Genomic DNA, 18,424 nt, shown 5'->3' on the forward strand with positions numbered 1-18,424 from the left:
CACTCCTTGCGGGAGTACCTGCGCCGACCGCGCTCCACAGCGGCCCCGACCCGGCTAGTCTCGACTTCTGTACGTCGATTGAGCGACCCCGGGAGGTAGCGCGATGACGCAGGGACGGCCCGGAGGAGCCGCCTGGGCCCCGCTGTGGGAGCGCGACGCCGAACTCGCCGCGGTGGCCCAGGCCGTGGACGAGCTCTGTGCCGACTCGACGACCACGGGCGGCCTGCTGGCCTTCAGCGGAGAGGCGGGCATCGGCAAGACGGCGCTCCTCGCCGAAGTGCGCCGCATGGCGGAGGGCCGGGCCACGGTCTGGTCCGCACGCGGCGGCGAGACCGTCACCTCCGTCCCCTTCAACGTCGTACGGCAACTGCTGCAGCCCGCACTCGTCCAGCTCACCCCCGACGAGGCCCGCGAGTACTTCGGCGACTGCTTCGACATCGCGGGACCCGCACTCGGCATAGCCGAGCCCGGCGGGCCCCAGGCCGACCCGCAGGGCGTCTGCGACGGCCTCGTCGAAGCGGTCTCCCGGCTCTCCCGACTGCACTGGCCCCTCGTCCTCCTCATCGACGACGCACACTGGGCCGACCAGGAGACCCTGCACTGGCTCGCCACGTTCGCCCAGCGCCTGGAGGAACTGCCCGTCCTCGTCGTGGTCGCCCGCAGGCCCGGCGAGGCCACCGGCGACAGCGCCCGCCACCTGGCGACGGTCGCCGCCCAGGCCCGCTCCTTCAGCACCCTGCGCGCCCTCACACCGGACGCCGCGGCCGGCCTGACCCGCGCGACGCTCGGCGAGCACGCCGACGCCCCGTTCTGCCGCGAGGTCTGGGCGGTCACCGGCGGCAACCCGTACGAATCCGTCGAACTCCTCGCCAAGGTGCAGGACAGCGAGCTCGAACCGGTGGAGAGCTCCGCCGACGAACTGCGCGCCCTCAACCGCACCGCCCGCGGCCGCGGCCTCGTCGCCCGCCTCGAAGCACTCGGCACCGACGCCACCCGCTTCGCCTGGGCCGCCGCCATCCTCGGCAGCGCCATCTCCCTCGACCTGGCCGCCCAGCTCGCCGGAATGATGCCCGACAACGCCGAACGCTGCGCGGAGCGGCTCTGCACGGCGCGCATCCTGGCCGAGGGCGACGAGGGCCTGGAGTTCGTCCACCCGCTGATCGCCAGCACGGTCTACCGCTCCATCCCGGCGGCCACCCGCACCGCGATGCACGGCGTGGCCGCCGGCATCGTCACCCTCTCGGGGCGTGGCGCCGCTGCCGCCTCCCGGCACCTCCTGGAAGTGCACCCGGACGACGATCCGGAGCTCGTCGAGCAGCTGCGCGAGGCCGCAGCCGAACACCTCGCCGTCGGTGCGCCCGACGCGGCCCGCCGCTGCCTGGAGCGCGCCCTCCAGGAGCCGCCCCTGCCCGAGATCCACGCGCGCGTGCTCTACGAACTCGGCTGCGCCACCATGCTCACCTCGCCTGCCACCACCATCCGTCATCTGCGCGAAGCCCTCTCGATGCGCGGCCTCGACCGGGAGCTGCGCGTCGACGCGGTCTGCCGCCTCTCCCAGGCCTTCGTCCACAACGACCAACTGGAGGAAGGCCTGCGGGCCATCGCCGAGGAGGCGAGCAGGCTCGAAGAGGGTCCCGCGAGGCTGCGCCTGCAAGCCGTGCACTACATGTGGGAGGGCATCCACGCGGGCGAGCAGGACTCGCCGGGACGGTCGCGGCGGCTCGCCGCCCTCGCCGGACCCCTCGCAGGCCGCGACAACTCCGAGCGCGCCCTGCTGATCCTGCGCGCCTTCGACGCCATGACCCGCGGCGAGAGCGCGGAACTGGTCGTCGAGCTCTGCGACCGCGCCCTCGTCAACGGCCGCCTGGCGCCAGGACTCGGCTGGACCGACACGGAGTGGAGTTTCGAGCTCCGCCTGATGCTCGGCGGGTCGTACGCCTTCTCGGACCGCCTCGACCGCGCGGAGAGCCTGTTCACCGAGGCCGTGCGCGCCTACGAGACCGCGGGCTGGAGCGGCGGACACCTCGCCCTCGCCCACGCCTTCCTCGGCTACGTGTACCGCAGGCGCGGACGGCTGACCGACGCCGAGCGCTCGCTGCGCGAGAGCCTGCGCCTGGCCGACCGCGTCGGCCAGGGCCTGCCCATGCACTGGGAGGCGGCCAGCATGCTCATCGACACGCTCCTGGCGCGCGGACACATCGAGGAGGCCGGTGAGGTCGCCGACCGGTACGGCTTCGCGCCGCCCTCCGCCTCCACCATCTACGTGCCCGACGCTCCGTCCGTGCGCGGGCGCCTCCTGCTCGCCCTCGGCCGCACGGAGGAGGGGCTCAACGAGCTGGAGGCCACGGCGAAGGCACTGACGGCGCGCGGCCAGTACAACACCGTCCTCGCGCCGTGGGCGTACGACCTCGCCCGCGCCCTGGCCGACGAGGACCCCAAGCGGGCCGCGCACCTCGTCTCGGACGCCCGTATGCAGGCCGAGCGGTTCGGCACGGACACCGCGATCGGCGAGGCACTGCGGTGCGCGGCGTTCCTGGAGACGGGACCGCGCGCCGTCGCGCTGTACCGCCAGGCCGCCGGCTATCTGGAGGCGTCACCCTGCGCGTACGAACACGCGGTCGCCCGCGTCGAGTACGGGATCGCCGCCGGTTCCGCGGCGGAGCTCGAGCGTGGCCTGACCCTGGCGCGGACCTGCGGTGCGGACGGTCTCGCCGACCGGGCCCTGGACCACCTGGGACCCCGCTCCTCAGTCGCCGGACGGGCGTGACGCCGGTCCGTACCGACCGGACAGCTCACCCATGACCTCGTCCGCCTCCCGCATCAGCCGCTCCACGAGCTCCGCGCACGAAGGCAGGTCGTCTATCAGGCCCGCTATCTGGCCCGACGCCATCACGCCCAGCTCCGGACGGCCGTCCACCATCGCCGACCTCAGCATCATGGGGGTGTTCGCGGCGAGGAGGACCTGGCTCCAGGTGAGGTCCTTGCCGCGCCTCATCGCGAGGCCGTCGCGGGCCAGCCGGGTCCACCCCAGGCCGGAGACCTTCCGGAACGCCGCTGCGTGCCGGACCGCCCGGACGAGGGAGGCGAGCCTGCCGGACCGCTCCAGGGACGCCACCAGCTCCGTCCGCAGCATGCGGTGCGGGAGGCCGTCCACGCGCGTGGTGACCGTGACGTCCTTGACGGAGGCGGCCAGATAGCGGGCCTTGACCGCGTCCGGGACCGTCGAGTCCGAGGTGAGCAGGAAGCGGGTGCCCATGGCCACGCCCGCCGCGCCGTAGGCGAGCGCGGCGACCAGGCCGCGGCCGTCGTAGAAGCCGCCCGCCGCGACCACCGGAACGTCCACCGCGTCGACGACCTGCGGAAGCAGCACCGTGGTGGCCACCTCACCGGTGTGGCCGCCGCCCTCGCCGCCCTGCACGAGCACCGCGTCCGCGCCCCAGGCGGCGACCTTCTCGGCGTGCCGCCGCGCGCCGACCGTGGGCATGACCACCACGCCGGCGTCCTTGAGCTCCGCGATCAGCTCCTTGGAGGGCGCGAGCGCGAAGGACGCGACCCGCACCCCTTCGTCGATGATGATCCGCACGCGGTCCCGCGCGTCCCCCGCGTCCGCCCGCAGGTTCACCCCGAAGGGCGCGCCGGTACGGGACTTGACCTCGCGGACGGCCGCCCGCAGCTGCTCGACCGTCATGGTCGCGGAGGCCAGGATGCCGAGCGCCCCGGCGTTCGCGGTCGCGGAGACCAGCCGGGGGCCCGCCACCCAGCCCATACCGGTCTGGACGACCGGGTGCCGGACGCCCACCAGTTCGGTCAGCGGCGTCTTCAGGGTGGGTGTCACGAGCGGTTGCTCCGGTGTCACGGGCGCACCTCGCGGTCGCGCAGGCCGTCCGGGTCCACCACGTCGCGGATCAGCCGCAGCTCCTCGGCGGTCGGCTCCCGGGTGTACGGGACGTCGTCGCCCGGCACGGCCAGCGCGAACCCGGTGGCCTCCCGCACCCGCTCCAGGGTCACGCCCGGATGCAGGGACACCAGACGCATCGCGTGATCAGGGGCCCCGAAGTCGAAGACGCCGAGATCGGAGACGACCCGGCGCAGATCGTGGAAGCGGGTCGCGGAGGGCCCGGCGGCGGCCGCGCTGTCGTACCCGACGCCGCTGATCATGTCGACCTTCTCGACGAACACGCGCGCGGAATGCCTCGGTACCCAGTAACTCACCGGATTGTTCAGCGTGTTGACCGGGGCGCCGCGCACGCCGAGCAGCTGCCGTCGGGGACGGGACCAGTCGCCGATGCACGAGATGTTCTGGTTGCCGAACCGGTCGAGCTGGCTCGCGCCCATCATCACGTGCCGCTTGCCGCCCATGACCATCGTCAGGTGCTTGCGGTACGGCAGCCAGCCCTCGGTCACCGCCGACGCCGCGCCGACCGCGGGGACGTCGCCGATGAGCAGGGCCTCGCCGTCGGTCAGCAGCAGGTCGGGGGAGAAGGTCAGCTTGGCGAGGCGGGCCGCGACCGACGGGACCGTGCCCATGGGGGAGGCGAGGATCTCGCCGTCGCCCCGCCAGGCCTCGGCGCAGGCGATCACGCAGTACTCGGCGCGGGTGGCGGCCCGTGCGGTGGCCGGGGTCATCGCTGCTCCTTGTGCCAGGCCTGGACGGCGAGTTGGTAGTCCCGCTCGGTCCCGGCGAGGAAGCGGTTCCGGAAGTCCCGCCAGGTCTCCGGGTCGGCTGCCGCGGCGGCGTACGCCTTCTGGAAGGGCTCGTCGCGGCCGTAGTCGGGCACGCAGGACGTGAAGTGCGCGCCCTTGGGCGTCTCGGTCACGCCCGTCACCGAGTGCCGGGAGACGAGCATCGTCTGGGGTGCGGCGTGCGCGGTGAGCTCGGCGGAGTCGACGATGCGCTCGCACGAGACGTACGCGGTGTCGGAGGCCTCGCAGAACAGGTCGTCGAAGTAGGGGTCGGGGCCGAGGTACTGGCCGTTGCCGAAGGGGTCGGCGCGGTTCATGTGCACCAGGGCCGCGTCCATCCGCAGCGCGGGCACGGCGACGAGCTCCTCCCTGTCGTCGTACGGAGAAGTGACCGTCCGCAGGTGCGGGTTGACGCGCATCACGTCCGAGCCGAGCCCCGCCCGGATCGGCAGGAACGGCAGCCGCTGGGCGCCCGCGGTGAGGCCCTGCATGAACATCGCCTCGTCCAGCTCGACGAGTTCGAACGCGGCACGCTCGCGCGCCGCGCGGAAGTGCGGCTCCAGGGGGATCGAGTCGAGGGTGGTGAAGGCCGTGACGAGCTTGCGGATGCGGCCGGCCGCGGCGAGCAGGCCGATGTCCGGGCCGCCGTACGACACGACGGTCAGGTCCGTGACGTCGGACCGCAGCAGCGCGCGGACCAGCGCCATCGGCTTGCGGCGGGAGCCCCAGCCGCCGATGCCGAGCGTCATGCCGCTGGCCAGCCGCCCCACGATCTCGTCGACCGTCATCTTCTTGTCGGTCCTGCCGCTCATGCATCGCCCTCTTCTCGCGTCCCGAAATCCGCACGGATGCGGTCGGCAAGGCCGCTGAGGTTCGCCTCGAAGGTGAAGCCCTGCTCGAAGCGGTAGCTGCGGTGCACGTCCACGGGGTCGATTCCGTTGATCGCGGCCTTCGCGAAACGCAGCAGCGTGCCGTCCTTGCGGGCGATCTCCCGCGCCAACTCCAGGGTCGCGTCCAGCAGTTCCACACGCGGGACGACCCGCCACACGGAGCCGTGCGCGTGCAGCTCGGCGGCCGTCGCGGTCCGCGAGGTGTAGTACAGGGCGCGCATCAGGTGCTGGGGGACGAGGCGGGCCAGGTGGGTGGCGGCGCCGAGCGCGCCCCGGTCCAGCTCGGGAAGGCCGAAGGTGGCGTCCTCGCTGGCCACGATCGCGTCCGCGTTCCCCACGAGACCGATGCCGCCGCCCAGGCAGAAGCCGTGCACCGCCGCGACGACGGGCACCTCGCACTCGTACACCGCCGAAAACGCTGCGTAGCACCCGCGGTTGGCGCCGATCAGCGCGGTGTGGCCGGGGTCGCGCCGCATCTCCTTGATGTCCACGCCCGCGTTGAACCCGCGGCCCTCGGCGGTCAGGACGACGCAGCGCGTGTCGGGGTCGCGGCCGGCGGCGCGGACCGCGTCCGCCAGGTCGTACCAGCCGCGTACCGGCAGTGCGTTCACCGGCGGGTAGTCGACGGTGACGACGGTGACGCCCTTGTCCGGGGCGGAGGTGGAGACAGACATCAGACGATCCGCTACCTTTCAACCCACACGCCTTCAACCAAACATTTGTTAGTTGGAAAGGTAGCAGCGATGACTGACCCACGACAGGTGGTCGTCGTGACCGGCGGCACGCGGGGCGTCGGTGCTGGAATCGCCCGGAGTTTTCTCGCCACCGGCGCCCGGGTCGTCGTCTGCGCCCGCCGGCCGCCGGACGAGCCCGTCGAAGCGGCGGGCGCTACCGCCGAGTTCAGGCCGCTCGACCTGCGCGACGCGGCGGCGGCCACCGCCTTCTTCGCCGAAGTGGCCGTGGACCACGGCGCGGTGGACGCGCTGGTGAACAACGCGGGCGGCACGCCGTTCGGGCTGCTCGCCGAGACCGCCCCGGCCCGCCAGGCCAAGATCGTGGAACTGAACCTGCTCGCCCCGCTGTACGCCTCCCTCGCCGCGTACGAGGTGATGCGAGGGCAGGAGACGGGCGGCAGCATCACGATGATCGGCAGCGTCAGCGGGACCCGGCCCTCACCCGGCAGCGGCGCGTACGGCGCCGCGAAGGCGGGCCTGGAGAACCTCGCAGGAACCATGGCCGTCGAGTGGGCCCCCGCCGTGCGCGTCAACACGGTCGTCCTCGGCCTCGCCCGCACCGAGAACACCGCCCTGCACTACGGAGACGACGAGGGCGTCGCCCGGGTCGCCCGCACCGTCCCGCTGGGCCGCCTCGCCGACCCCTCCGACGTCGGCGACGCCTGTGTCTTCCTGGCCTCCGACCGCGCCCGGTACATCAGCGGAGCTGCGCTCCGGCTGCACGGCGGCGGCGAACGCCCCGCGTTCCTGGCCGCGGCCTCCGTCAACCATTGAACGACCCGCACATCGCCCACACCCGACCGAGGAGTTCCGTATGACGTCAGCTGCCAAGTCCGGGCTCTGCGACGGCCGCGTCGTGATCGTCACGGGGGCGGGGCGCGGCCTCGGCCGGGCGCACGCGCGCGCGTACGCGGCCGAGGGCGCCCGGGTCGTCGTCAACGACCTCGGCGTGGGGCCCGACGGATCGGGGGCCTCCGGCGGGCCCGCGCACGACGTCGTCGAGGAGATCCGCGCGGCGGGCGGCGACGCCGTCGCGCACGGCGGCGACATCGCCACGTCCGAGGGCGCGGCCTCGCTGGTGCGGACCGCGCTCGACACGTACGGGCGCCTCGACACCCTCGTCAACAACGCGGGCTTCCTGCGGGACCGGATGCTGGTCAACCTCGAGGAGGACGACTGGGACGCCGTGATGCGCGTCCACCTCAAGGGGCACTTCCTGCCCCTGAAGCACGCGGGTACCCACTGGCGGGCCGAGGCGAAGGCCGGCCGGACCCCGCACGCGTGCGTGGTCAACACCAGCTCCGGAGCGGGCCTGTCCGGCAGCGTCGGCCAGGGCAACTACAGCGCCGCCAAGGCGGGCATCCTCGGCCTCACCCTGGTCGCCTCCGCCGAACTCGCCTCCTACGGAGTACGGGTGAACGCCATCGCGCCCGCCGCCCGGACCCGCATGACAGAGCAGACCTTCGCCGACACGATGGCCGCCCCCGAGGACGGCGGCTTCGACACGATGGCCCCGGAGAACGTGTCCCCCCTCGTCGTCTGGCTCGGCTCCACCGCCTCCGCCGGGGTCACCGGCCGCGTCTTCGAGACGGAGGCGGGCCGCATCACCGTCATGGAGGGCTGGCGCCCGGGCCCCAGCGCGGACAAGGGTGCTCGCTGGACCCCGGCGGAGGCGGGCGAGACGGCGCTGAAGCTGCTGGCCGAGGCGGGGGCGCCGCGGCCGGTGTACGGGGCCCGGTGACGTCGCGGCGCGGGCCCCATGGGCACCCGGCCGGCGCACGTCACCCTCCGCCGCGTCCTTGCCGCCCCCCGGCTTCCTCGGCGAGCACCCGATCGGCCACCGCGAACGCCGCGTTGGCCGCGGGCACCCCGCAGTACACCGCCGTCTGCAGCAGGACCGCGCCGATCTCCTCGGGCGTCAGGCCGTTCCGGCGGGCGGCTCGCACATGCATCGCGAGCTCGTCGAGGTGGCCGTGGGCGACCAGCGCGGTCATGGTGATCATGCTGCGCTCGCGGCGGGCGAGTGTGGGATCGGTCCAGATCTCGCCCCACGCGTAGCGGCTGATGAAGTTCTGGAAGGGCGCCGTGAAGGGCGTCGTGTTCGCCTCCGCGCGGTCCACGTGCGCGTCACCGAGCACGGCGCGCCGCACGGCCGTGCCGTTCGGTGGAGCGCCCGTGAAATGGGCGCGCAGGGCCGCCGCCACCGCGTCGGGGCGCTCCGCGGGCGCCAGATGGGAGGCGTTCGCGAGCTCCACCAGGGAGGCGCCCGGTACGGCGTCCGCGATCTCCCGCGCGTGGGCGGGCGGAGTCGCCGGGTCCGCGCGCCCGGCGACGACCAGCGTGGGCACGGTGATCGACGCCAGCGAATCCCGCATGTCGTACGCGGCCAAGGCGTCGCAACACGCCGCGTACGCGCCCGGATCGGCCGCCCGGAGGTCCGCGACGAGGGCGGGCACCGTGAACCCTGGCGTGAACCAGCGCCCCGGCGCCGACTCCGCGAGCCCGCCCAGGCCCTCGCGGCGCACCAGGGCGGCCCGCTCCCGCCACGGCCCGGCGCCACCGAAGTGCGCCGACGAGCAGACCACGGCGAGGGCGCTCACCCGGTCGGGATGCCGAGCCGCCAGGTGAAGCCCCACGGCACCGCCCAACGACACCCCGGCGTACGCGAAGCGCTCGAGGCCGAGGGAGTCGGCGACCGCGAGAACGAGCCCGCCGAGGTCGGCAACCGTCGCACCCGGGCCGATCAACTCCGCGGGGGACCGCCCGTGACCGGGCAGGTCCCACCGCACAACGCGGTGCGCGACGGCGAACTCGGGCGCGACGGCATCCCACAGCGCGGTGGAGGTGCCGAGGGAGGGGCCGAGGAGGAGCGGGGGAGCGTCCTCGGGGCCTTCGACGGTGTGGTGCGGGAGTTTGCTGGGGGGTGCGGTGCTCAAGGTCGCTCCAGGGCACGGTCGGTGAGTTCGGTGTAGCGGGTGAGGTCGACGTCCCACAGGGCGGTGGAGGTACCTATGGACGGGCAGAGGCGGAGCGCGGGAGCGTGGCCGACGCCTTCGGTGGTGTGGTGTGGCAGTTTGCCGGGGGGTGTGGTGGTCAACGTCGCTCCGGGGCACGGTCGGTGAGTTCGCCGGTGAGGCCGGTGTAGCGGGTGGGGTCGTGGGATTCCGCGAGGTCGGCGTCCCACGGGGTGGTGGAGGGGCCGAGGAGGAGCGGGGGAGCGTTCCCGGCGCCTTCGGTGGTGTGGTGTGGCAGTTTGCCGTGTGGTGCGGTGGTCAACGTCGCTCCAGGGCGCGGTCGGTGAGTTCGGCGGCGAATCCGGTGTAGCGGGTGGGGTCGGTGGATTCCGTGAGGTCGATGTCCTTCAGGGCGGGCTCGTCGGCGAGGACGTCCGCGAGCCTCCGCCCTTCCGCGCGGGCGCGACCCGCCGCCCGGGTCAGCAGCTCCTTCGCGCCGGCCCGGCCGAGTGACGCCGAGAGCTCGACGGCCAGACGCTCGGAGACGATCAGCCCGCCCGTGAGGTCGAGGTGCGCACGCATCGCCTCCGGGTGCACGCGCAGCCCCTCGACGAGCTCCGCCGCGTCCCGGGCCGCGCCACCGGCCAGCCGCAGCAGATCGCGCAGGGGCTCCCACTCGGCGTGCCAGGCGCCCGCCGGCCGTTCGTCCTCGGCGGCCAGTGAGCCGTACAGGGTCGCGGCGAGACCGGGCGCCCGCCGCGCGGCGGCGGCGATCAGCGTGGCACGCACGGGATTGGCCTTGTGCGGCATGGCGGACGAGCCGCCGCCCGCACTCTCGGAGAGTTCGCCGATCTCGGTACGGGAGAGGTTGAGGACATCGGCCGCCACCTTGCCGAGGGCGCCCGCGGTGAAGGCGAGCGCGGAGGCGAGATCGGCGACGGGCGTGCGGAGGGTGTGCCAGGGCAACAGCGGAGTACGCAGGGCGAGTTCGTCGGCGAAGGCCTCCACCACCCGTGCCCCGTCAGCCGCCGCCTCCTCCCCATGCGCCCGGAACGACGCCAGCGTGCCCGCCGCGCCGCCCAGCTGCGCCGGCAGGCTCCCGCGCAGGGCCTCGACCCGGTCACGGGCGTCGAGGACGAGGGACCGCCAGCCCGCCGCCTTCAGGCCGAAGGTCGTCGGCACCGCGTGCTGGGTGAGGGTGCGGCCCGGCATCACGGTGTTCCGGTGGTCGCGGGCCAGGCGGGCCAAAGCCCGTTCCGCCCGGGCCAGGTCCGTGAGGGTCAGGTCCAGCGCCCGTGCGGCGAGCAGCATCAGGGCCGTGTCCAGGATGTCCTGGCTCGTCGCGCCCCGGTGGACGTACGGCGCCGCCTCCGCGGGCACCGCGGCCGTCAACGCCGCCACCAGCGGGATCACCGGATTCCCGCCGTCCCGCGCGCGCAGCGCGATGTCCCCCGGGTCGAACCGGCCGGCGTCCGCGGCCGCTTCCGTGACCGCTGTCGCCGCCTCCGGGGGCGCGAGGCCCACCGCCGCCTGCGCGCGGGTCAGTGCCGCCTCGACGGACAGCAGCGCTCCGAGGAAGGCGGTGTCGGAGGTCGCGTCGGCGGCGGGCGAGCCCGCCCACCCGGGAGAGAACAGCCCGCTCACCGGGACACCTCCACGGGCTCCACGGACCCCACGGACTCCGAGGACTCCGTGAAGTCCAGGAAGACCGTCTCGTCGGGCCCTTGGAGATGGATGTCGAACCGGTACGCGCGCGGGGCCTCGCCCCGGGCGACCAGCGTGGCCCGCCGCTCCGCGTCGAGCGAGCCGAGCAGCGCGTCACCCGGCTCGTCCACCAGGTACGCGCGCGTGTACAGGTGGTGCAGCAGCCCGCGGGCGAAGACGGCCAGCGCGATGTACGAGACGCCGCCCGGCGGCAGCGTCCGCACGGCCCAGTGGCCGTCGGCGTCGGTCGGGACCCGGCCGAACCCGGTGAACGCGACACCGTCGCGCCCCACGACCCGCCCCACGACGGGATCGTGCCGCAGCGAGCCGGGCACGCCCGCACGGGAGCCGTCGGGCGCGGGCTGCCAGGTCTCTATCAGGGCGTCGGGCACGGGCTGCCCCGCGCCGTCGAACACGTACCCGTGCAGGGTGATGGTCTCCGGGTCCCCGACGGGCGCCACGTCGCCTCCGCGCGGGAACGGCAGCGCGTATCCGTAGAAGGGGCCGACGGTCTGGGAGGGAGTGGGCGCGTACGGGGGTGTGGATGCGTACATCAGTGGTCGTCGTCCTCCTCGAAGAGTGTCGCGGACGGGCCGTCCAGGACGATGTCCCAGCGGTGGCCCAGTGACCACTCGGGGACGGAAAGTGTGTGGTCGTACGCGCAGACCAGGCGCTGGCGCGCCGCGTCGTCGGTCACCGAGCTCAGCACCGGGTCGTAGGGGAGGAGCGGGTCACCGGGGAAGTACATCTGCGTCACCAGGCGCTGGGTGAATGCGGTGCCGAACAGGGAGAAGTGGATGTGCGCAGGACGCCAGGCGTTGGTGTGGTTGCGCCACGGGTAGGCGCCCGGCTTGATGGTCGTGAAGGAGTACGTGCCGTCGTCGCCGGTCAGGCAGCGGCCGAAGCCCGTGAAGTTCGGGTCGAGGGGCGCCGGGTGCTGGTCCAGCTGGTGGGCGTACCGGCCGGACGCGTTGGCCTGCCACAGTTCGACCAGCTGGCCGGGCACGGGCCGCCCCCGGCGGTCGAGGACCCGGCCGCTCACGGTGATGCGCTCGCCCAGCGGCTCCCCCGCGTGCTGCCGCGTCAGATCGCTGTCCAGTGCGGAGACGTCGGTGACGCCGAACGCCGGACCGGTCAGCTCCACCGCCTCCGGGTCGCGCAGGGGGACCAACGGCCGCTTCGGGTGCCGCAGATGGCTGCTGCGGTACGGCGGGTAGTCGCGCGGCGGATGGTGCGCGCCGGCCGCCGCGGCCGACTGCGCCTTCGCGACCTCCGCGTCCATGGCGTCCTGGCTGAGTCCGTCCGGCAGCGGTCCGGTGTCGAGGCTCATATCTCGGATCCGTCCGGGATGTGGAGTTCCGCCGCGGTCTTCGCGGCGATCTCCGTGGCGGTGACGCCCGGCGCCGTTTCGACCAGTGCGAGGCCGTGCGCGGTCACTTCGAGGACGCCGAGGTCGGTGACGATCAGGTCGACGCAGCCCTTGCCGGTCAGCGGCAGCGTGCACTCCTCGACGAGCTTCGGCGAGCCGTCCTTCGCGGTGTGCGTCATGACGACGATGACCGTACGGGCGCCGTGCACGAGGTCCATCGCCCCGCCGATGCCCGTGACCATCCGGCCGGGGACCGCCCAGTTGGCGAGGTCCCCGCGCGCGGAGACCTGCATCGCGCCCAGCACGGCGACGTCGATGTGACCGCCGCGGATCATCCCGAAGGAGAGCGCCGAGTCGAAGAAGGAGGCACCGGGGAGCACGGTGACGGTCTCCTTGCCCGCGTTGATCAGGTCGGGGTCGACCTCCGCCTCGGTGGGATAGGGGCCCACTCCCAGGATGCCGTTCTCCGACTCGAGGAGTACTTCGACGCCGGGCGGGAGGTGGTTGGGGATCAGGGTGGGCAGTCCGATGCCGAGATTCACGTACTGGCCGTCCCGCAGTTCGCGGGCGGCGCGGGCGGCCATCTCCTCACGAGTCCAGGCCATCAGCCGGTCACCGTCCGCTTCTCGATCCGCTTGTCCGCCGCCTGCTCCGGGGTGAGCGCCACCACGCGCCGTACGAAGATCCCCGGCAGGTGCACCGCGTCCGGTTCGATCTCGCCCGGCTCCACCAGCTCCTCGACCTCCGCCACGGTCACGCGCCCGGCCATCGCCGCGAGCGGGTTGAAGTTGCGGGCGGACCTGCTGAAGACGAGGTTGCCGTGCCGGTCGCCCTTGGCCGCGCGGACCAGCGCGAAGTCGGTGCGGATGGCGTGCTCCAGGACGAAGGAGACGCCGTCGAACTCCCGCACCTCCTTGGCCGGGGACGCGAGCGCGACCCCGCCCTCGCCGTCGTAGCGCAGCGGTAGCCCGCCGTCGGCGACCTGCGTGCCCACTCCGGCCGGGGTGTAGAACGCGGGAATGCCCGCGCCGCCCGCCCGCAGCCGCTCGGCGAGCGTGCCCTGCGGGATCATCTCGACCTCCAGCTCACCGCCGAGGTACTGGCGGGCGAACTCCTTGTTGCCTCCGATGTACGAGCCGGTCACGCGGGCGATGCGGCCCGCCGCCAGGAGTACGGCGAGACCGGAGTCCAGCGCGCCGCAGTTGTTGGACACGACCCGCAGGCCCGAGACGCCGGACGCGTGCAGCGCGCGTATCAGTTCGTCGGGCACGCCGCACAGCCCGAAGCCGCCGACCGCGACCGACGCCCCGTCCGGGACGTCCGCCACCGCGTCGGCGGCCGTGGCCACCACCTTGTCCATCCGCGCTGCCCCTCTCTTCCCGCTCGACCAATCAGTCAGGGCGCATTAATCAGCGCACTGACTATTTCGGCGAGGATAGGTGGACTCGAACTACTGCACAAGAGCAGGACTGTTGGCGGCACGCGACAGGTATTGTTCAGTGCACCGACGAAATCCGCCGGGAGAGTCGAAGCGACACGGAGGACCCCATGGCCGCGGTGGACCTTGCCACCCACCCCGGGCACCTGGCCCGGCGGCTGCAGCAGGCGCATCACCTGCTGTGGAACACGATGGTGTCCGAGGAGATCACCTCACCCCAGTTCGCCGTCCTGAACGCACTCGTCGCCGAGCCCGGCCTCGACCAGCGCACCGTGGGGGAGCGGGTGGGCCTCGACCGGTCCACGATCGCGGAGGTCGTCGCCCGGCTGATCCGCCGGGAGCTGCTCGACAAGGTGCGCGACCCGCAGGACGCCCGCCGCTACCTGCTGCGCCTCACCGACGAGGGCCGGCGCACGCACCGCGGACTGACCGTGCGCACGGCCCGGATGAACCAGGTGCTCCTCGCCCCGCTCTCCGCCGACGAGCGCTCCGTCTTCCTCGATCTGATCCAGCGCGTCGCGGACGCGGCGGAGGAGCTGCGCACCCCGGCCCCGCTCACGCCTTCGCGTACACCACCCACACCTGCCCCTTCGCGAACGGCAGCCGCTCGCCGCCGGCCGTCGTGAACTCCGTGCCGGCCCCGGCCGCCGGACGCTTCCACCGCGTCTCGTAGGCGCGCCCGTCCCGCAGCACGGTCGCGGAGCCCTCGCCGACCGTCTCGGTGAAGGGGGAGACGCTGCCCGAGCGGTCGTGGAAACGGGACGGCCGCACCTTCACGTACTGCACGACGACCGTCGACGGGCTCAGCTCCTTGCCGCCGGAGGTCCGCGCCCGCTCGCCGTCCATCGCGACGCGCCAGCGCCCCTCGTACTCCACCCAGTCGAAGGTGAAGCGCGCCGCGGGGAAGCGGACCGTCCGCCGCGTCTGGGGCGTGCCGCCCCGCGGGCGCGGCCCGAACCGGATCCCCGCGTCGGCCAGTGCCTCCGGGCGCGGGTCGGCCTTCAGGGCGCCCGGGCGTACGAAGAGGTTGTGCGGCACGGGCTTCGCGCCGCCCCGGTAGTACGCGTCACCGGGCGCCTTGCCCGGCGGCAGGGCCCGGACGGGCGCGCCGGCGATCAGCGGCAGGAGCTTGGACTGCGCACCGGAGAACGCGAGCACGGGCCGGTCGAACTGGCGCAGGAGTTCGAGATCCGTCTCGCGCGCGCTGCGGACGGGCCCGACGGCGGGCGGCAGCCGGGACGCGTACACCGCCATGAGACGGGTGAGTCCCGCCTCCACCTGCTCCACGTACACGATGTCCGCGGCGTCGAGACCGGTCTGCGGGCGCGCCGGACGTACGTTGTCGACCTTCACGGCGACCACGCTGCCGCCACCGCCCGACCCCGGAGCCTTCCCGTCCGCCCCCTCGATCGTGCAGCCGGACACCAGGGCGGCGAGTGCGATCGCCACCGCCGCCCCGGTCCTGCTCCGTGCCCGTGCCAGTGCCCGCGTCCGCCGTGTCATGCGGGAGTCCTACCCCGAACGCGCCCGAACGCGCCCGATCGCAGCCCGTCAGCCGAGATCGAGGGCGTTCGGCAGCCCGAGCCGGTAGCGGGTGCGGTCGTGGCGCTTGAGGGCCTCGATCGCCGGGACGCGGTACAGCGGCGTCACCGTGCACGGCTTCTGGTCCGAACCCACCTGCTTCAGCAGGGCGTTGACCGCCTGGCGGGCCGAGGCGTTGGCACCTTCCATGGTCGCCAGATCGATGTCCACGGAGACGTAGTCCCCGGAGAGAAAGAGATTCGGGATCTTCGTGGCGGCCGACGGGCGGTTGTGGAACGTGCCCACCGGGTGGATGAGGAGCTGGTCCTCGTTGGTGGGGTTCGGTGTGCCCAGGCCGTCGACGCCCGGGTCGAGGAACCAGGAGTGCAGCTTGCTGTCGCTGAGGACCGTCTTGCCGGTGTCGTTGAGGGCGGCCTTGAGCTGCGCCCACACCTCCTTGGCGACCTCGTCGCGGGTGCACTGCTTGGCGGTCTTGCCGTACAGGATCCCCGGCTTGTCCCATTCGGAGATGTCCACGGAGAGACAGTCGACCGCGACGCCGTCTCCGTAGTCGGCCGGAAAGTCCCGCTCGGGCCAGTGGCCCGCTTGCGCGATGCCGGTCAGCGACCACGGGGAGTCGATGAGGTTGAAGTGGCCCTTCACGACGGGCGGGCGCTCGGTCAGGTAGAACTGGATGCCCGTCATCCAGTCCGTCTGCAGCTTGTCGCAGCGCGCCAACTGCGGGTCGGCGGCCTTCAGTTCTTTGCTCCACGTCCGGCGCGCGTGCTCCACCGGCATGGCCTGCACGTAGTGGTCGGCGGTGATGTCGCGCCGTACGCCGTCGGGGTCCTCGACGACCGTCTTCGTGATGCGGCCGCCGCCGAACGCGAGCTCGCGCACGGTCCAGCCGATGCGGAACTCCACGCCGAGCGACTTGAGATGGGTGACCCACGGGTCGATCCACGCCTCGTTCGTCGGCGCGTTCAGGATGCGGTCGGGCGGGCCGTCGGCGCCCTGCCCGAGCGCGTTGAGCACGAACGCCTCGCCGAGCGTACCGACGGTGCGGGTGCTCGCTTCCTCCGCCTTCGTCGCCACGATGTTGCGGGTCACGCCGATCACGAGGATGCGCTGGTAGTCCTTGGACATCCGCTCGGCGCGGGTGAAGTCCCACCAGGGCGTCGACTCCCAGTCGTCGTCGCGGCGTTCGTCGCAGCTCGTGAAGAAGACGAGGGCGCGGTTCACGAAGTACGCGGCCTCGTGGGCCGGCAGGTTGAACGCGGTGTCGAGCAGCGCGGTGAGCGCCCGCCGGATGTCGTCCAGGGTGAGCTTCTCCGGCTCGTTGCCGGGCCACGGGATCGGCATCCTGATGTCCTCGCGGCCGGTGCGCGCGAACGACATCTCGCGGGGCGCGATCAGGTTGTCCCACACGCCGTTCGCGTTCCCGGGGAACGGGATGCGGCGCATCGTGTCCGGGAGGTTGTGGTAGATGCCCGGGATGAAACGGAAGCCGTGCTCGCCGGGCAGCGGCTTGCGGTTGCCCTTCGCGCTGCCCGGTACGTCCATGCTGCGGGCCTTGCCGCCCAGTTCCCTGCGCTCGTAGACCGTGACGGCGAAGCCGCGCTCGGCGAGCTCGTGGGCGGCCGTGAGCCCGGCGACTCCGCCGCCGAGCACGGCCACCGACTGCTTCGCGCGCGGCGCGTCCGGCGCGGCCGGTGCCCGTGTTGTGCCGGGCGTGGCCGCCGCCGCGGGCAGCGCCCCCGCCCCCGCTCCCAGCGCGGCCGCCCCGCCGACCGCCGCGGCTCCCGCGACGAACCCCCGCCGCGTGCTTCCCTCGGCACCGCTGTGCCCCATGCCCCGCCCCCATTACCGTCGGTAACTGACGTGTCAGGCGCAGGAGCCTACGGTCACGGCCAGTGGGGCGGAAGGTGCGCGGGTGCTGATTCACACGTTGGCGTGATTGAGGTGGTCGGTCCTGGACAGTCACGGACCCGCAACCTCATCCGCAAGCGGCGGTCAGTCGGCGGTGCCCAGCGCGTCCGCGAGGTCGTACCGCACCGGTTCCTCCAGCTGCGCGTACGTGCAGCTCTCCGGCGTTCGGTCCGGGCGCCACCTGCGGAAAGCGGCCGTATGGCGGAAGCGCCGGCCGCCCTCCATGTGGTCGTACGCCACCTCGCAGACCAGCTCCGGGCGCAGCGGCACCCAGGAGAGATCCTTCTTGCCCGACCAGCGGCTAGGGGCGCCGGGCATCCGGGCCGTCTCGTGCGCGGCCTCGTCCGTCCAGGACGCCCACGGATGCCCGGCCGCGGACTCCATCCGCAGCGGCTCCAGCTCCTCGACGAGCTCGGCCCTGCGCTTCATCGAGAAGGCCGCACACACGCCCACGTGCTGCAGGGCGCCCCCGTCGTCGTACAGCCCGAGAAGCAGCGACCCGACGACGGGCCCGCTCTTGTGCAGGCGGTAGCCCGCGACCACGCAGTCCGCCGTCCGCTCGTGCTTGACCTTGAACATGAGGCGTTCGTTCTGCCGGTAGCGCAGGTCGAGCGGCTTGGCGATCACCCCGTCGAGGCCCGCACCCTCGAACTGCTCGAACCACACGTGCGCCACCTCCGGGTCCGTGGTCGCGGGCGCGAGGTGGACGGGCGCCGTGACGCCCGCCAGCGCCTTCACCAGCAGGTCGCGCCGGTCGGTCAGGGGCGCGTCGAGCAGCGCCTCGTCCCCGAGGGCGAGCAGGTCGAACGCCACGAACGAGGCGGGCGTGCGCTCGGCGAGCGTCGCCACGCGCGAGGCGGCGGGATGGATACGCTCCGTGAGCGCGTCGAAGTCCAGGTGACCGTCCCGGGCGATCACGATCTCGCCATCCACCACACACCGCTCCGGCAGCCGCTCCCGCAGGGCCGTCACCAACTCGGGAAAGTAGCGGCTCAGGGACTTGCCGGTGCGGCTGCCGAGCTCGACCTCGTCCCCGTCGCGGAACACGATCGCCCGGAACCCGTCCCACTTGGCCTCGTACTGCATACCCGGCGGGATCTTCTTCACGGGTTTGGCGAGCATCGGCTTCACGGGCGGCATCACCGGCAGGTCCATGGTCCAACTTTAGGAGCGGTCCACGCGGACCGCCTGTTCGGCGAGAG

The 18,424-nt window shown here is 73.1% G+C and carries 19 protein-coding genes; 4 read left to right on the forward strand and 15 right to left on the reverse strand.

What is annotated here, in order from left to right:
• Positions 1 to 103 precede the first annotated feature (103 nt).
• Entirely contained in the window at positions 104 to 2,767 is a 2,664-nt protein-coding gene (locus tag ACI2L3_RS21340; RefSeq protein ID WP_404753932.1) for an ATP-binding protein, read from the forward strand.
• On the opposite strand, the gene ACI2L3_RS21345 is transcribed toward ACI2L3_RS21340, so the two are convergent.
• From ACI2L3_RS21345 to ACI2L3_RS21360, 4 genes are read right to left on the reverse strand one after another with little or no spacing between them, the layout of a single operon-like run.
• Complete coding sequence (locus ACI2L3_RS21345; protein WP_404754044.1) at positions 2,747 to 3,823, reverse strand: NAD(P)H-dependent flavin oxidoreductase; 1,077 nt, start codon at positions 3,821 to 3,823, stop codon at positions 2,747 to 2,749. The two genes, ACI2L3_RS21340 and ACI2L3_RS21345, sit on opposite strands and share 21 nt — an antisense overlap.
• A 29-nt stretch (positions 3,824 to 3,852) precedes the next feature.
• Positions 3,853 to 4,626, reverse strand: coding sequence for a CoA-transferase subunit beta (locus ACI2L3_RS21350; protein WP_404753933.1), 774 nt, complete (start codon positions 4,624 to 4,626; stop codon positions 3,853 to 3,855).
• Entirely contained in the window at positions 4,623 to 5,495 is an 873-nt protein-coding gene (locus ACI2L3_RS21355; protein ID WP_404753934.1) for a CoA transferase subunit A, read from the reverse strand. The genes ACI2L3_RS21350 and ACI2L3_RS21355 overlap by 4 nt, the downstream gene beginning before the upstream one ends.
• Positions 5,492 to 6,247 (reverse strand): enoyl-CoA hydratase family protein, encoded by a 756-nt coding sequence (locus ACI2L3_RS21360; RefSeq protein WP_404753935.1) that lies wholly within the window; start codon positions 6,245 to 6,247, stop codon positions 5,492 to 5,494. Before ACI2L3_RS21360 ends, ACI2L3_RS21355 begins: the two co-directional genes overlap by 4 nt.
• A gap of 69 nt (positions 6,248 to 6,316) precedes the next feature.
• Here ACI2L3_RS21360 and ACI2L3_RS21365 point away from each other — a divergent pair, with 69 nt between their 5' ends.
• Positions 6,317 to 7,081, forward strand: coding sequence for an SDR family oxidoreductase (locus tag ACI2L3_RS21365; protein WP_404753936.1), 765 nt, complete (start codon positions 6,317 to 6,319; stop codon positions 7,079 to 7,081).
• 40 nt (positions 7,082 to 7,121) lie between these two features.
• Entirely contained in the window at positions 7,122 to 8,048 is a 927-nt protein-coding gene (locus ACI2L3_RS21370; RefSeq protein ID WP_404753937.1) for an SDR family oxidoreductase, read from the forward strand.
• A 40-nt stretch (positions 8,049 to 8,088) separates the two neighbouring features.
• Here the strand turns inward: ACI2L3_RS21370 and pcaD are convergent, their stop codons facing one another.
• Genes pcaD through ACI2L3_RS21410 form a run of 8 tightly spaced genes read right to left on the reverse strand, consistent with a single transcriptional unit; the run spans position 8,089 to position 13,694 of the window.
• Positions 8,089 to 9,243 carry a 3-oxoadipate enol-lactonase gene (pcaD, locus tag ACI2L3_RS21375; protein ID WP_404753938.1) on the reverse strand — a complete coding sequence of 385 codons (1,155 nt, stop codon included), beginning with the start codon at positions 9,241 to 9,243 and terminating at the stop codon, positions 8,089 to 8,091.
• Positions 9,240 to 9,404 (reverse strand): hypothetical protein, encoded by a 165-nt coding sequence (locus ACI2L3_RS21380; RefSeq protein ID WP_404753939.1) that lies wholly within the window; start codon positions 9,402 to 9,404, stop codon positions 9,240 to 9,242. The genes pcaD and ACI2L3_RS21380 overlap by 4 nt, the downstream gene beginning before the upstream one ends.
• Positions 9,401 to 9,583 carry a hypothetical protein gene (locus ACI2L3_RS21385; RefSeq protein ID WP_404753940.1) on the reverse strand — a complete coding sequence of 61 codons (183 nt, stop codon included), beginning with the start codon at positions 9,581 to 9,583 and terminating at the stop codon, positions 9,401 to 9,403. The genes ACI2L3_RS21380 and ACI2L3_RS21385 overlap by 4 nt, the downstream gene beginning before the upstream one ends.
• Complete coding sequence (gene pcaB, locus ACI2L3_RS21390) at positions 9,580 to 10,905, reverse strand: 3-carboxy-cis,cis-muconate cycloisomerase (RefSeq protein ID WP_404753941.1); 1,326 nt, start codon at positions 10,903 to 10,905, stop codon at positions 9,580 to 9,582. Before pcaB ends, ACI2L3_RS21385 begins: the two co-directional genes overlap by 4 nt.
• Positions 10,902 to 11,519: a protocatechuate 3,4-dioxygenase subunit alpha gene (gene pcaG / locus ACI2L3_RS21395; protein ID WP_404753942.1), complete on the reverse strand. Its 618-nt coding sequence runs from the start codon at positions 11,517 to 11,519 to the stop codon at positions 10,902 to 10,904. Before pcaG ends, pcaB begins: the two co-directional genes overlap by 4 nt.
• A complete protein-coding gene (gene pcaH / locus ACI2L3_RS21400; protein WP_404754045.1) occupies positions 11,519 to 12,247 on the reverse strand; it encodes a protocatechuate 3,4-dioxygenase subunit beta in 729 nt (242 codons plus the stop codon). Before pcaH ends, pcaG begins: the two co-directional genes overlap by 1 nt.
• Positions 12,248 to 12,291: 44 nt before the next feature.
• Positions 12,292 to 12,939 (reverse strand): CoA transferase subunit B, encoded by a 648-nt coding sequence (locus tag ACI2L3_RS21405; protein ID WP_404753943.1) that lies wholly within the window; start codon positions 12,937 to 12,939, stop codon positions 12,292 to 12,294.
• Positions 12,939 to 13,694, reverse strand: coding sequence for a CoA transferase subunit A (locus tag ACI2L3_RS21410; RefSeq protein ID WP_404753944.1), 756 nt, complete (start codon positions 13,692 to 13,694; stop codon positions 12,939 to 12,941). The genes ACI2L3_RS21405 and ACI2L3_RS21410 overlap by 1 nt, the downstream gene beginning before the upstream one ends.
• A gap of 188 nt (positions 13,695 to 13,882) precedes the next feature.
• Here ACI2L3_RS21410 and ACI2L3_RS21415 point away from each other — a divergent pair, with 188 nt between their 5' ends.
• Positions 13,883 to 14,398 (forward strand): MarR family winged helix-turn-helix transcriptional regulator, encoded by a 516-nt coding sequence (locus ACI2L3_RS21415; protein WP_404753945.1) that lies wholly within the window; start codon positions 13,883 to 13,885, stop codon positions 14,396 to 14,398.
• Here ACI2L3_RS21415 and ACI2L3_RS21420 read toward each other — a convergent pair.
• From ACI2L3_RS21420 to ACI2L3_RS21430, 3 genes are all read right to left on the reverse strand, one after another.
• Positions 14,328 to 15,275 carry a DUF3048 domain-containing protein gene (locus ACI2L3_RS21420; protein ID WP_404753946.1) on the reverse strand — a complete coding sequence of 316 codons (948 nt, stop codon included), beginning with the start codon at positions 15,273 to 15,275 and terminating at the stop codon, positions 14,328 to 14,330. The two genes, ACI2L3_RS21415 and ACI2L3_RS21420, sit on opposite strands and share 71 nt — an antisense overlap.
• A gap of 48 nt (positions 15,276 to 15,323) precedes the next feature.
• Complete coding sequence (locus ACI2L3_RS21425) at positions 15,324 to 17,144, reverse strand: FAD-dependent oxidoreductase (protein ID WP_404753947.1); 1,821 nt, start codon at positions 17,142 to 17,144, stop codon at positions 15,324 to 15,326.
• 162 nt (positions 17,145 to 17,306) lie between these two features.
• Positions 17,307 to 18,377 (reverse strand): ATP-dependent DNA ligase, encoded by a 1,071-nt coding sequence (locus ACI2L3_RS21430; RefSeq protein WP_404753948.1) that lies wholly within the window; start codon positions 18,375 to 18,377, stop codon positions 17,307 to 17,309.
• Positions 18,378 to 18,424 lie beyond the last annotated feature (47 nt).

Source organism: Streptomyces sp. NPDC029674, from assembly GCF_044903205.1.
GTDB lineage: Bacteria > Actinomycetota > Actinomycetes > Streptomycetales > Streptomycetaceae > Streptomyces.

What these genes read in the sequence shown, in the direction of transcription:
- ACI2L3_RS21340 (WP_404753932.1), top strand. Translation starts at nt 104, where the DNA reads ATGACGCAGGGACGGCCCGGAGGAGCCGCCTGGGCCCCGCTGTGGGAG.
- ACI2L3_RS21350 (WP_404753933.1), bottom strand. Translation starts at nt 4,626, where the DNA reads ATGACCCCGGCCACCGCACGGGCCGCCACCCGCGCCGAGTACTGCGTG.
- ACI2L3_RS21355 (WP_404753934.1), bottom strand. Translation starts at nt 5,495, where the DNA reads ATGAGCGGCAGGACCGACAAGAAGATGACGGTCGACGAGATCGTGGGG.
- ACI2L3_RS21360 (WP_404753935.1), bottom strand. Translation starts at nt 6,247, where the DNA reads ATGTCTGTCTCCACCTCCGCCCCGGACAAGGGCGTCACCGTCGTCACC.
- ACI2L3_RS21365 (WP_404753936.1), top strand. Translation starts at nt 6,317, where the DNA reads ATGACTGACCCACGACAGGTGGTCGTCGTGACCGGCGGCACGCGGGGC.
- ACI2L3_RS21370 (WP_404753937.1), top strand. Translation starts at nt 7,122, where the DNA reads ATGACGTCAGCTGCCAAGTCCGGGCTCTGCGACGGCCGCGTCGTGATC.
- pcaG (WP_404753942.1), bottom strand. Translation starts at nt 11,519, where the DNA reads ATGTACGCATCCACACCCCCGTACGCGCCCACTCCCTCCCAGACCGTC.
- pcaH (WP_404754045.1), bottom strand. Translation starts at nt 12,247, where the DNA reads ATGGACGCGGAGGTCGCGAAGGCGCAGTCGGCCGCGGCGGCCGGCGCG.
- ACI2L3_RS21405 (WP_404753943.1), bottom strand. Translation starts at nt 12,939, where the DNA reads ATGGCCTGGACTCGTGAGGAGATGGCCGCCCGCGCCGCCCGCGAACTG.
- ACI2L3_RS21410 (WP_404753944.1), bottom strand. Translation starts at nt 13,694, where the DNA reads ATGGACAAGGTGGTGGCCACGGCCGCCGACGCGGTGGCGGACGTCCCG.
- ACI2L3_RS21415 (WP_404753945.1), top strand. Translation starts at nt 13,883, where the DNA reads ATGGCCGCGGTGGACCTTGCCACCCACCCCGGGCACCTGGCCCGGCGG.
- ACI2L3_RS21420 (WP_404753946.1), bottom strand. Translation starts at nt 15,275, where the DNA reads ATGACACGGCGGACGCGGGCACTGGCACGGGCACGGAGCAGGACCGGG.
- ACI2L3_RS21425 (WP_404753947.1), bottom strand. Translation starts at nt 17,144, where the DNA reads ATGGGGCACAGCGGTGCCGAGGGAAGCACGCGGCGGGGGTTCGTCGCG.
- ACI2L3_RS21430 (WP_404753948.1), bottom strand. Translation starts at nt 18,377, where the DNA reads ATGGACCTGCCGGTGATGCCGCCCGTGAAGCCGATGCTCGCCAAACCC.